This window comes from Candidatus Paceibacterota bacterium, assembly GCA_035452965.1.
In the GTDB taxonomy this organism is placed as follows: Bacteria; Verrucomicrobiota; Verrucomicrobiia; order Limisphaerales; family UBA8199; genus UBA8199.
The window spans coordinates 1-12,917 of the sequence record DAOTCE010000022.1 but is presented as its reverse complement, the minus strand read 5'-3'; the positions used below and the strand labels follow the sequence as shown (position 1 = coordinate 12,917).

Genomic DNA, 12,917 nt, shown 5'->3' with positions numbered 1-12,917 from the left:
TAACTCATTATCCATCATTTGATCCTATGATTAGCAGCAAAGAAAGCGCCCGAGAGTTGCTCGGTTTGGAGAAGGTCAACCAAGTGGACCATGTCGCAATTGGTGTTGCGTCTCCTGACGCCATCCGATCCTGGTCCAAAGGGGAGGTCAAGAATCCCGAAACCATCAATTACCGCACTTTCAAGCCAGAAAAGGGTGGCTTGTTCTGCGAACGCATTTTCGGTCCCGTCAAGGACTGGGAATGCTCCTGTGGAAAATTCAAGCGCATCAAGCACCGCGGGGTCATTTGCGATCGCTGCGGGGTGGAAGTGACCTTGGCCCGCGTTCGCCGTGAGCGGATGGGGCACATCGAATTGGCGGTGCCGGTCTGCCATATCTGGTTCTTCAAATGCATGCCCTCGCGCATTGGCCTGGTGCTCGACATGACCGCCCGTAATCTCGAGCGGGTGATCTATTACGAAGACTACATGGTCATTGACGCTGGCTCGACTCCCCTCAAACAGAATCAGCTCCTGAGCGAGCACGAGTATCGCGAGTCCCGCGAAACCTACGGATCGGATGCTTTCGTTGCCAAGATGGGTGCGGAAGCGGTGCGCGATGCGCTGGCGAAGGTGGACCTTGGGAAGCAGATTGACCAGTTGCAGTCAGCCATGACTGAGACCAAGAGCAAGCAAATCCGCAAGAAGATTGCCAAGCGGATCAAGTTGCTCCAAGGTCTTCAGTCCTCAAAGAGTCGCCCGGAGTGGATGATCCTCACAGTGCTGCCCGTCATCCCGCCGGACTTGCGTCCCCTGGTGCCTCTGGAGGGTGGTCGCTTTGCTACCTCCGATCTCAACGATCTCTATCGCCGCGTCATCAACCGCAACAACCGGTTAAGAAACCTGCTCCAGCTCAAGACGCCGGAAGTTATTATTCGAAACGAGAAGCGCATGCTGCAGGAGGCTGTTGATGCCCTGTTTGACAACGGTCGGCACGGTCGCGCTGTGACAGGGGCCGGCAATCGCGCCCTCAAATCGCTGAGCGACATGCTCAAGGGCAAGAGCGGGCGCTTCCGCCAGAACCTCCTTGGAAAACGGGTAGATTACTCCGGCCGATCAGTCATCGTTATCGGGCCGGAGCTTAAGCTGCACCAATGCGGCTTGCCCAAGAAGATGGCGCTCGTGTTGTTCGAGCCGTTTATCATTCGCCGCTTGAAAGAACTGGGCTACGTTCACACAGTACGTTCGGCCAAGAAGCTGATCGAACGGCAGACGACTGAGGTGTGGGACATTCTCGAAGAAGTGACTCGTGGCCACCCCGTGTTACTCAACCGGGCGCCCACGCTGCACCGCTTGTCGGTTCAGGCCTTTGAACCACAGCTCATTGAAGGCGAGGCCATCCGTATCCATCCGCTGGTCTGCACTGCATACAATGCCGACTTCGATGGAGACCAAATGGCAGTGCACGTACCGCTTTCCGTCGAGGCCCAATTGGAAGCGCGCCTGCTCATGATGGCGCCCAACAATATCTTCAGCCCGTCCAGCGGTCGGCCGATTATCACGCCGACCCAGGATATTACCTTGGGCTGCTTCTATCTGACGGCCGAGCCGCGGACGCCAGCGCCTACCGATTCGAAGCAGTTGAAGCTGTTCGGCTCCAAGACGGAAGTCGTGTTCGCCTTTCTCGACGGCGCCGTTACGACCCATGAGCGCATTCGCTTGGCGAATCCCGATTGGGGGAAGCAGACGGTATTTGGTGAGGGTAGCAGGAAGATTATCGAGACTACGGTGGGCAGGGTGTTCTTCAGTGAAATTTGGCCCGAGGAACTGGGCTTTCCGAACCGACCCGTCAAGAAGAGCGAGCTCGGCGATCTCATCTGGAAATGCTACAAGAACTGCGGCCACGACAAGACGGTTGCCATGCTGGACAAACTTAAGGAACTGGGCTTCCGTGAGGCCACCCGCGCTGGAGTTTCCATTGGCATAGACGACATGATCATTCCCAGGGAAAAGGATCAGGAGATTGATTCCGCCCAGAAGCAGATTCGGGAAGTCGAGAAGCAGTATCGCAAAGGTGTCATCACCCCAGGCGAGCGCTACAACAAGATCATCGATATCTGGACCCACTGCACGGACCAGATTGCGAACGTCATGCTGAAGACGCTCGAACACAACCAGGGCAAGAAGGAGTTCAATCCCGTTTCACTCATGGTTGATTCCGGCGCGCGCGGCAATCGCCAGCAGGTTCGCCAGCTTGCCGGCGTTCGCGGCTTGATGGCCAAGCCATCGGGCGACATCATTGAAAAGCCAATTCTTTCCAACTTCCGCGAGGGCCTCACCGTGCTGGAGTACTTCATCTCGACCCACGGCGCCCGCAAAGGTCTGGCCGACACTGCGCTCAAGACCGCCGATTCGGGCTACATGACCCGCAAACTCGTGGATGTGGCACAGGACGTGATCATTCGCGAGGAAGATTGCGGCACGACCAATGGCATTTGGGTCCAGGCTATTTACGAAGGCGAGGACGAGGTGGTTAAACTCAGCGAACGGCTTGTTGGCCGGTTCTCCTGCGATGACATTCCGAATCCGCAAAAACCGAAGGAACTGCTCATCAAAGCGAACGAGGAGATTGACGAAGTTAAGGCCAAGCAGATTGATGCGGCTGGCGTCGAGAAAGTCAAGATCCGCTCCGTGTTGACTTGCGAGAGCAAGCACGGCGTGTGCGTTTTCTGCTATGGCCGCAATTTGGCCACGGGTGCGCGGGTGAAGCTGGGTGAAGCGACCGGCATTATTGCCGCGCAGTCCATCGGTGAGCCCGGCACGCAGCTTACCATGCGCACGTTCCACATCGGTGGCACGGCTTCGCAGGTCTTCAAGGTGCCCCAGATCAAAGCCAAGCACGATGGCATCATGCGCTACAACGAGTTGCGGCTCGTCACATTGGAAGACGGCAACAACATCGTCCTCAACAAGAATGGCACAGTCTCCATTCTTGGGGAGGATGGGCGTGAGTTGGAACAGCACATTGTGGTCATCGGTGCGATCATTTCCGTCCAGGATGGTGGCAGGGTCAAGAAGGGGGAGACGTTCGTGCAGTGGGACCCCTACAACGTGCCGATTCTCTCCGAGAAGGCTGGCCGAGTGAAGTTCCATGACATCATCGAGGGTGTAACGATGAAGCAGGAAACCGATGAAACCACCGGTCAGGAGGCCATGGTCGTTATTGAGCACAAGGAAGACTTGCGCCCGCAAATCATCATTTGCGACGACCGGAGCGAACCCGTAGCCAACTACCCGATTCCTTCCGGGGCGCATATCGTTGTGGCCGAAGGCGACAGGATTGTCGCTGGCACACTGATGGCCAAGACACCGCGCAAGACGTCCAAGACCAAGGACATCACCGGCGGGTTGCCGCGCGTAGCAGAGCTGTTTGAAGCCCGTCGGCCAAAGGACGCCGCTGAGATTTCCAAGATCGAGGGCGTCGTGGATTTCGGCCCCAGCGTGCGGGGCAAGCGCTGCATTATCATTAAGGACCAGCAAACCGGGGTGGAAGAGGAGCATCTCATTCCCATTGGCAAGCACGTTATCGTCTTCAAGGGCGACTATGTGAAGAAAGGCCAGCAACTCACGGAAGGACCGGTAGATCCGCATGAGATCCTTGATGTTTGCGGCCCGCAGGAACTGCAAGAACACCTCGTCAACGAAGTTCAGGAAGTCTATCGCCTGCAGGGCGTGACCATCAACGACAAGCACGTAGAGATTATTGTCCGGCAGATGCTGCGCAAAGTGCGCATTACTGAACCGGGCGATACCGGGTTCCTTTGGGGCGAGCAGGCGGACAAGCTCGAATTTGAAGAAGAGAACTCGCGCGTCGAGAAAATGGGCGGCAAGCCCGCGGAGGCCCAGCCAGTTCTGCTCGGGATCACCAAAGCCTCGCTGGAGACCGAGAGCTTCCTGAGCGCTGCATCGTTCCAGGATACCACGCGGGTGTTGACCGAGGCGGCAACCCGCGCCAAGGTTGATTACCTGCGCGGCTTCAAGGAAAACGTCATCATGGGCCACATCATCCCCGCCGGCACAGGGTTTGATTATCACCGCAAGACGCGGCTTAAACCCCTGGTGGAAATCAGCGATGAGGAGATGGAAGAGCCGAAATCTCTGACCGGCAGTGAGAATCCGTTGCTGGCCTGACCCGATGGATGGAAATGGTTGTTGCAACGACTGGCCTGTTTAATATACTTCAACTTCCGTTTGCTCAGGAAGTCGGCTGTGTAATTGCAGCCGGCCCGGGCAGAGAAATCTAAAACCGAATGCCGACGATTAATCAATTGGTCCGCAAGGGCCGCCGCAAACTGCAGCATAAGTCCAAGTCACCTGCCTTGGGGAATTCGCCCTTTCGCCGGGGCGTCTGCATCCAGGTGATGACGCGCACTCCCAAGAAACCGAATTCGGCGATGCGCAAGGTGGCCAAGGTGCGCCTGACCAACGGGTACGAGGTGATTGCCTACATCCCGGACGAGGGCCACAATCTGCAGGAACACTCGATCGTGCTGGTGAGGGGTGGTCGCGTAAAGGATTTGCCGGGTGTTCGTTACCATATTGTGCGTGGAACGTTGGACGCCGCCGGTGTGGAGAAGCGCCGCGTCAGCCGCTCGAAATACGGCGTGAAACGGCCGAAAGAAGGTGCTCGTCCGGCTGCTGCGGCCGCGGCTGATGCCCCCGCTCCCGCGCCAGCAGCGTGATGCCCAACTCATTAACGATTTCGCTTACCTAACGCTTTTACCAACACATGTCACGACGTCGTCGAGCAGTCAGTCGGCCCATCCCCAAGGATGCAAAATTCAACAGCACTTTGGTGACGCGCCTGGTCAACACGGTTATGGAACGGGGCAATAAGAGTGTGGCGCAACGCATAGTCTACGGCGCGTTCGATGAACTCATTGCCAAGAACCCGGCGACCAATCCGCTGGAAGTTTTGCAGCGGGCGGTGGATAACGCCAAGCCACGGCTGGAGGTCAAGGCGCGGCGGATGGGCGGCGCCACTTACCAGGTGCCGCTGGAAGTCCCGGCCGACCGCCAGTTCTCGCTGGCGTTGCGCTGGCTGGTGGACATCGCCGAAGCGCGCAAGGGCATCCCGATGAAGCAAGCCTTGGCCGCGGAGATACTGGAAGCCTACCAGGGCCAGGGCAATGCCATCCGCAAACGCGACGAGGTGCACAAGATGGCCCAGGCCAACAAGGCCTTTGCCCATTTCCGCTGGTAATCAATTCCAACCAACGCCCCGAAGGCCGCAGCGACCCGGGGCGTTTTTATTTTCACTTGAGGACCCCCGTATGGAACCAGCAGTAGTAACAAAGAAATCGGCTAAGGCCAAAGGCGCGACCGGGCCGCAGCGGCAGTATGCGATGGAGCGCACCCGCAATATCGGCATCGCCGCGCACATTGACGCCGGCAAAACCACCACCACCGAGCGCATCCTCTTTTACACGGGACTCATCCACCGGATGGGTGACGTGGACGACGGCAACACCGTGACGGACTGGATGGAGCAGGAACGCGAGCGCGGCATCACCATTACCTCCGCGGCGACCACCTGCTACTGGACCCAGCGGGACGACGGCACCTACAAGTCGTTTGTGGGACAGCCGCACCGGATCAACATCATTGACACCCCGGGCCACGTGGACTTCACCGCCGAAGTTGAGCGCTCCATGCGCGTGCTGGACGGCGCGGTGGCCGTGTTTTGCGGAGTGGCTGGCGTGCAGCCGCAATCGGAAACGGTCTGGCGGCAGGCGACCAAATACAAGGTGCCCCGCATCGCTTTCGTCAACAAAATGGACCGCACCGGGGCGAACTTTGAAAACGCCCTCAACGATATGCGCAAGAAGCTGGGCGCCTACGCCTACCCCATCTTCCTGCCCATCGGCAAAGAGGATTACTTTGCCGGTGTCATTGATGTCGTGAACCAAAAGGCGATTATTTATGACCCGGGCGACGACCTTGGACTGAAGTACCAGATCGCGGACATTCCGGCGGAACAGAAGGAGTCGGCGAAGGCGGCCCTGGCGGAATTGATTGACGCGGTGTCCAACAAGGACGAACAGGTCGCCGAGCTGGTGATCGAGAACAAGCCCGTCCCCCCGGATGTTCTGAAAGCGGCCATCCGGCGTTTGACGTGCAAAATCGCGCTCGTCCCCGTGCTGTGCGGCTCGGCCTTCCGGAAGCGCGGCGTGCAGTCGCTCATTGATTCGGTCATTGATTATCTGCCGTCACCGTTGGATGTGCCGCCCGCCGTGGGTATTGCGCCGGACACCGAAGCCAAGGTCGAAGTCCCGTCCGACGACAACCAGAAGTTCTGTTCGCTCGCCTTTAAACTGTGGACCGACCCCTATGTTGGCAAGCTCGTGTTCTTCCGCGTGTATAGCGGCCGGTTGAACAAGGGTGACATGATCTATAACCCGCGCACGCGCAAGCGCGCGCGGGTTAGCCGCGTCCTAATGATCCAGGCTGACAAGCGCATTGACGTAGAGACAACCTTCGCCGGCGATATCGCCGCGCTGGTGGGCTTGAGGAACATCACCACCGGCGACACGCTTTGCGATGAGAACTTCGAAGTGCTGCTCGAACCGCCCACATTCCCGGAACCGGTCATCTCGATGGCGGTGGAGCCCAAGACCAAGGCAGACCGCGAGAAGATGGGCGAGGGTTTGCAGCGCCTGGCGGAGGAAGATCCCACCTTCCGCTGTTTCACCAACGAGGAAACCGGCCAGCTTATCATTGCGGGCATGGGCGAGCTGCACCTGGAAATCATTCGCGACCGCTTGTTTCGTGAATTCAAGGTCGGGGCCAATGCCGGGGCGCCGCAAATCGCTTACCGTGAGACCGTCACCAAAGCGGCCGAAGGCGAGGGCAAGTTTATCCGTCAGTCCGGCGGGCGTGGCCAGTATGGCCACGCGTGCATCACGCTGGAACCCAACGCGCGGGGCAAGGGCGTTGAGGTCGAAAACAAAATTGTCGGCGGCGCCATTCCCAAAGAATACATACCGGCGGTCACGGACGGGGTCCGGGAAGCCATCGCGGGCGGTGTGCTGGCGGGCTACCCGGTGGTGGACGTCAAAGTGGCCATCGTGGACGGCACGTTTCACGAGGTGGACTCCAGCGAGCTGGCGTTCAAGATGGCGGGCATCTTTGCCCTCAAAGAAGCGGCGAAGAAGGCCAATCCCATCCTGCTCGAACCCATCATGAAGGTGGAGTTGACCACGCCCGACGAATACCAGGGCGATCTGCTGGGCGACCTGAATCGGCGCCGCGGCAAGATTACCCACATTGAGGCCAAAGACAGCTCGACGATTGTGACCGCCGAAGTGCCGCTGGCCGAAATGTTCGGCTACGCGACGGCGATACGTTCGCTATCAAAAGGCCGCGCGGCGTATGCGATGGAGCCGTTCCGTTTCGAGCCCGTGCCCAGTAGTATCGTGGCCGGCATTCTGGACGTCGCCAAAGGCAAGCCCGCCGCTCGCGCCTGACAAGCTGGCAGTTGGCAGAGCGGGCATTTTTGCAAGGGCGAACGACTTCAGCCGCCCGCAGAATCAGAGCTCCCTGAAACGCTTGCTCCCCCGGCAGGATGTTCGCCTGCCCTACTTGCCTGCGGCCTTAGCCTTCTGGTATTCGGCTTGCGCCTTTGGAAGTTGGGCCTGGAGGTCCTTGATGCGCTGTTCGTCCAGCGGATGCGTGCGCAGGAAGGAAAGCCCCTGGCCGCCGCCGTGCTGGCGGTTGTAATCGGAGAAGCGCTGCCAAAAGGCAACGGCGGCGGCCGGGTCGTAGCCCGCGCGAGCCATGTAGAGCAGCCCGATGTAATCCGCTTCCGCCTCTTGTTTTCGGCTGAACGGCAGCAACACTCCGACCTGGCTTACCACACCGTAAGCCTGCCCCACCAGCGCCTGTGTCGCCTGGCTCTTGCCCGAAGTCAGCGCGCCCGCCGCGCTGCTGCCGAACTGCGCCACCATTTGCTGGCTCATGCGTTCCGCTCCGTGATGGGCGGTAGCGTGCGCGACCTCGTGCCCGATGACTGTCGCCAGCCCCGCCTCGTCTTTGGTAATCGGCAGGATGCCGCTGTATACCCCCACCTTCCCGCCGGGCAGACACCACGCATTAGCCTCCGGGCTGTCGAACAGCACAAACTCCCACTGTGCATTTGGCAGTGTGGCGACTGCGGCAATGCGTTGACCCGCCCGCTGCACCATCGCGCTGGCCTGCGCGTCGCGACTGATCGGAGTTTTCTGCTTGGTCTCCTGGAACGCCGACACGCCTAGTTTCATCTCTTCGTCCGCCGAGACCAGGTTCAATTGGCTGCGGCCCGTCTCAGTGACTGTCTCGCAGCCGGTGAAGCACAGCGCGCCCAGTACGGCCAACACCGCGCACAGTAGAGGTTGGGGAAATGCTCTTCTCATAGTTTCAGTCATTATTAACCCCACAACGGCCATCATGCAACACCGCGAAACAGCGAAAAGCACCGGGATTAAGGCAGAATCCATTTCTTGCGGCGGGGCAAGCCAGTTCGAGTGCTGGTGCTTCAAACCCCCGGTTTTGGAACCCGGTGAAGGCTGGCGGCTCCTCACAGCAGCGGACCGGTGCCAGACCACGAAATCCTATTTGGCTTAAGCCTTCACTGGAAGTGGGTTATTCGCAGATTCCTGGGCAAGACCGAGGGCAATCCGCTGTCTCGGACTCCCCTTCTACCTTCCAGCACCCCCGCCGAAAGGGCGACAAGGCCATTAAGGTGGTCGCACGCTGGCGTTGGCTTGCGGATGGCTTGTTAGTGCGGTTGGACTACGCTGTGTATCCCATGGGGAGCGCTCCCCATGGGATACACACCGGGGCACCACCGTGCCGTAACCGTATCGCCAAGCGTAATGTGCCGCAGTCAGCGGGGACTGGAGAAGGCAGGTAGGCTGCAAAAGTGTCCCAAATGTGGACAGTGAACCTGTTAGAGGTTCGGAGGGCCTATCCGATTGTGTCGGGGGAGAAGGGATGTCCTTATGTTCCCCGTGCTCCTGCCGTCGGGGTTGGGTGGGTGACAACCGCCGTTGGCACTTCCTGGCAATCCTTGATGAATGAAAGATTTCTGCAAAAACCTATTGCGTGGGGAGGGGCATTTGTTATATTCCGCGCTCCGTTTTCGGAGAACCGGGGGCGGAAGACTTTAACAAAACCATTAATAGACAATTGTTCTTTGTATGGCTGGACAACGCATTCGTATCCGACTGAAGGCCTATGACCACCGCGTCATAGACCAATCCGCCCGCGACATTGCGGACACCGTCAAACGCACGGGAGCACGCGTCGCGGGGCCCATCCCTCTTCCCACTCGCGTCGAGCGGTTTACCGTCCAACGGTCGCCGCACTGCGACAAGAAATCGCAAGAGACCTTTGAGCAACGCACGCACAAACGGCTGATTGACATCATCGAGCCGACCGCCAAGACCGTGGACGAGCTAAAGAAGCTTAACCTGCCGGCGGGCGTGGACATCACCATTAAGATCTAAACACTTTAACGCCATGCCACTCGGACTACTCGGAAAGAAGCTGGGCCAGACGCGCGTCTACAACGCCAAAGGGGTGGTCACCTCGGTGACCGTGGTGCTTGCCGGCCCCAATCGCGTGCTGCAGTGCAAGACTCAGCAAACGGACGGTTACAACGCCGTGCAACTCGGTTTTGACGACCAGAAGGAACAGCGGATGAAGAAACCGCTGCTCGGCCACATCAAGAAGTTCAACGGCCAGCCCGTCAAGCGTATCCACGAGTTTCGCAACTTCTCCAAGGAAGTGAAGCCCGGCGATGTGGTCGGCCCGGCGCTGTTTGCTCCGGGCGATTACGTGGATGCCATCGGCGTGACCAAGGGGCGCGGTTTTGAAGGCGTGGTCAAGCGCCATCGTTTCCGCGGCGGCGACTCGACCCACGGCGCGAAGGGCTGGCATCGTCGCGGCGGGGCGATTGGTAACCGGTTGTTCCCGGGCACAGTGCTGCGGGGGATGAAGATGCCCGGCCACATGGGCCAGGTGCGTCGCACCACCCAGAACCTGCAAGTGATCCAGGTCCGCGAGGCCGACAACGTCCTGCTCATCAAGGGCGCCATCCCCGGCTCACCGGGCGATTACGTGGTTATTCGCGAATCCAAAAAGCGGCCCAAGGGTTGGATACCTCGTGCGGAACGGGAGGAGAACATCAAGAAGACCCAGGGCAAGAAGAAGAAGTAACGTGCTGCCATGAAGCTTACGATTAAGGATACCAAAGGTAACAAGCAGGGCGAACTGGAAGTCAAATTCCCGCTCGTCGAGAACGGGAAGGGAACCCAGGCCGTTCACGACGTGGTGGTGGCCTACCAGGCCGCCCAGCGGATGGGCACCGCCTGCACCAAGAACGTCGGCGAAGTCGCGGGCACCAACAAGAAGCCGTGGCGGCAAAAGGGCACCGGCCGCGCCCGCGCCGGCTCGTTCCAGTCACCGCTCTGGCCCGGTGGCGGCGTCGTCTTCGGACCCAAGCCGCGTGATTTCGGCAAGAAGGTGTCGCGCAAGACCAGGCAGCTCGCGTTGCGCAAGGCGCTGTCCGAGCGGCTGCGCGCCGGGGACGTGGTGCTGGTGGATGACATCAAGCTGGATTCGCCCAGGACGAAAGCGTTCATCGGGATGCTAAGCGCCCTGGAGCTGAAAGGAACGGCGCTGATTGTGGCGCAGGAGGCCAACAAGAACCTGACGCTGGCCACGCGCAACGTGCCGGAAGTGGCACTGACGACCAGTGACATGCTCAACACCTACGACGTGTTGCGCCCCGACAAGCTGGTGTTTACGCGAAACGCCTTCGAGCAACTGGAAGCGCGTTTAGGCAAGGAATAGCATGAATTCTTTTGAGATTATCCGTACCGTGCGTTTGACCGAGAAGGGGACACGCCAGGGGGAGAAGTTTAATCAATACACCGTCATGGCCGATCCGCGCGCCAACAAGCAGCAAATCCGCGTGGCAGTGCAGGAATTGTTCAAGGTCAAAGTGGTTAAGGTTAATACGCTGAACGTGCGCGGCAAGTTCCGCCGGCAACGCACCAAGCAGGCCGGCCGATCCTCCAATTGGAAGAAGGCCATCGTGACCCTCAAGGCGGGGGACAAGATCGTCCTGACCTGACCTTACTCGTACCCGAACGCGCGGAGGAGCGCGGCCAGTTTAGGCAGGTGGGGCTCGAAGTACTTCTGGTAGCGCTTCCAGCGCCCGACCGAAGCGCGGTAGAGTGGCTTGGTGACCTGGGCAAAGGTGGGCGACCGGACAAGCTTGTTGCTGGCGTGTTCGTGGAATCGCATGACTCGCTCGTCCCAGTTCAGCCCCAGAAAGTCCAGCACCCGCCGGGCGCTTGGCTCCAGGTTCTCCACCAAGTCCTCGTAGCGCACCTCGATTGCCTGGTCGCCAAGGCAGGGTTTCCAGGCGGCCCACAAGCCCATGATCAGGCTGTAATGCTCGATCGTCCCTTCCAGCGTTAACCAGGCGGCGGTGTCGGGAATAACATCGACGGCCTGCATAAAGCTGCTCAAGCAGGTGTCGCGCGGATCGCGCAGCGCGGCGACGAACTTGTTCTCGGGGAAGATGCGGGCGATGGCAGGGACGTCGAAGGTATTGGCCGGATTCTTGTCCAGGAGCAGGCGCTCGCCAATGGGCTCGCCCAGCAGAGATTCGATGCCGCGGAAGTATTCGGCCCGGATGTGACGCACGGTTCGGTCCGGGACCCAATCCAGGGAGGAAACGAAGGTTGCGTTGCGCGAGAAGGCCTGGCCCAGCGGGTAATAGGCGTGGTTGTGGAAGACCGTGCTTTCCTCGGCCGAAGCGACGCCGGGATGGGCGTCAATCACGTACTCCAGCAGGGTGGTGCCGGAGCGAGCATGACCGCAGAGCAAGGCGAGATTGCGCGCGGGCTGCAGGTCGGTGGAACCGGCTTTGCGCCAGCGTTGCACGACCTGCTCGCTGGCACTTTGCTGCATGTCCTTTAGGTGCGCCTGTTTTTGCTTGAGGATTCGCAGCGGCTGGGCCGCGACCCGCCGCATCAGGGCCTTGGCATCAAGGAGCGCGGTCATTGCCTTGTCGTACTCTCCCTTGTGATCGTGCAGGCCGGCCAACTCATACCCGGCAAAGGCGCGCACGCGGAGATCACCATTGGGCCTGGCCACCAGGACGTGATAAAGCTTCTCCGCCAGGTCCAACTGCCCCAGCTGGCGGTGCGCGTTGCCACGCGCCAACAGGACGGCATCATCGGGGCCATAGAGATGCAGCGCGCGGTCGGTGATCTCGTTGGCCTCCTCCAGCCGGCGGCGGCGGATGTAGATTTCGGAGAGGCGAACGAATGCGATCAGCGGCACTTGTTTCTCCCTCAAGATGCGCTCAAAGCAGGCTTGGGCAGCTTCAAAGTTCCGGACCTCCAACCAGGCATGGCCGATGGCATTAAGCGCCGGGACGGGCGTGGGGGAGATGCGAACCGCTTCGTCGAACCAGCGGTGGGCGGCGGCGAAATCGTAGGCCTTGGCGCAGGCGCAGCCAAGATCAACAAGAATCCTGTCGTTGGCTGGGGCCAGTTTGTGGGCGCGCCGAAGCACTTCAACGGCCCCGGTGAAATCGTAACGAATAAGGCACTTCTGCGACTCGGCGAACAAGGCTTCCAGATTGTATGAGAGGACGGGCGTGTTTCGGTTCATAGCGGCGTAGGCAGCTTATACATGAACCAGGCTGGCTACAACGGCCGAGGGCTTGCGCCGACAGCGGGTCCGACAACACGAGGCTCATGTGCGTCGCAGGTTACCTCATGATCGCGTGGGTTCAATCATTTTGCGCGCCGCCCGCGGACGTGACGTAGGGCGCACCTTTTCAAGCAAGCATCGCCTTCCGCCACTGGGTTTTGCGCAGTA

10 protein-coding genes are annotated in these 12,917 nt (G+C 59.7%); 8 read left to right on the top strand and 2 right to left on the bottom strand.

Annotated elements, in window-relative coordinates; all coding sequences use genetic code 11:
• The first annotated feature begins 26 nt into the window (after positions 1-26).
• The 4 genes from rpoC (at position 27) to fusA (ending at position 7,504) form a co-directional block, all read left to right on the top strand.
• Positions 27-4,169, top strand: coding sequence for a DNA-directed RNA polymerase subunit beta' (gene rpoC / locus P5205_15415; GenBank protein ID HSA11752.1), 4,143 nt, complete (start codon positions 27-29; stop codon positions 4,167-4,169).
• Positions 4,170-4,288: 119 nt separating this feature from the next.
• Positions 4,289-4,720: a 30S ribosomal protein S12 gene (gene rpsL / locus P5205_15410; GenBank protein HSA11751.1), complete on the top strand. Its 432-nt coding sequence runs from the start codon at positions 4,289-4,291 to the stop codon at positions 4,718-4,720.
• A 47-nt stretch (positions 4,721-4,767) separates the two neighbouring features.
• Positions 4,768-5,241, top strand: a complete 474-nt coding sequence (gene rpsG / locus P5205_15405) for a 30S ribosomal protein S7 (protein HSA11750.1) — start codon at positions 4,768-4,770, stop codon at positions 5,239-5,241.
• A 70-nt stretch (positions 5,242-5,311) separates the two neighbouring features.
• Positions 5,312-7,504, top strand: a complete 2,193-nt coding sequence (fusA, locus tag P5205_15400; GenBank protein HSA11749.1) for an elongation factor G — start codon at positions 5,312-5,314, stop codon at positions 7,502-7,504.
• Positions 7,505-7,615: 111 nt separating this feature from the next.
• On the opposite strand, the gene P5205_15395 is transcribed toward fusA, so the two are convergent.
• Positions 7,616-8,428, bottom strand: coding sequence for a M48 family metallopeptidase (locus tag P5205_15395; protein ID HSA11748.1), 813 nt, complete (start codon positions 8,426-8,428; stop codon positions 7,616-7,618).
• Between the two features lie 786 nt (positions 8,429-9,214).
• Between P5205_15395 and rpsJ the strand changes: the two genes are divergently transcribed.
• From rpsJ to rplW, 4 genes are read left to right on the top strand one after another with little or no spacing between them, the layout of a single operon-like run.
• The gene (gene rpsJ / locus P5205_15390; protein ID HSA11747.1) at positions 9,215-9,523 is read left to right on the top strand and encodes a 30S ribosomal protein S10; all 309 of its coding nucleotides are present in this window, start codon (positions 9,215-9,217) and stop codon (positions 9,521-9,523) included.
• Between the two features lie 13 nt (positions 9,524-9,536).
• Positions 9,537-10,235 (top strand): 50S ribosomal protein L3, encoded by a 699-nt coding sequence (gene rplC / locus P5205_15385; protein ID HSA11746.1) that lies wholly within the window; start codon positions 9,537-9,539, stop codon positions 10,233-10,235.
• 9 nt (positions 10,236-10,244) lie between these two features.
• A complete protein-coding gene (gene rplD, locus P5205_15380) occupies positions 10,245-10,871 on the top strand; it encodes a 50S ribosomal protein L4 (GenBank protein HSA11745.1) in 627 nt (208 codons plus the stop codon).
• Position 10,872: 1 nt separating this feature from the next.
• A complete protein-coding gene (rplW, locus tag P5205_15375; GenBank protein HSA11744.1) occupies positions 10,873-11,154 on the top strand; it encodes a 50S ribosomal protein L23 in 282 nt (93 codons plus the stop codon).
• 2 nt (positions 11,155-11,156) lie between these two features.
• Here the strand turns inward: rplW and P5205_15370 are convergent, their stop codons facing one another.
• A complete protein-coding gene (locus P5205_15370) occupies positions 11,157-12,707 on the bottom strand; it encodes a sulfotransferase (GenBank protein HSA11743.1) in 1,551 nt (516 codons plus the stop codon).
• Positions 12,708-12,917 lie beyond the last annotated feature (210 nt).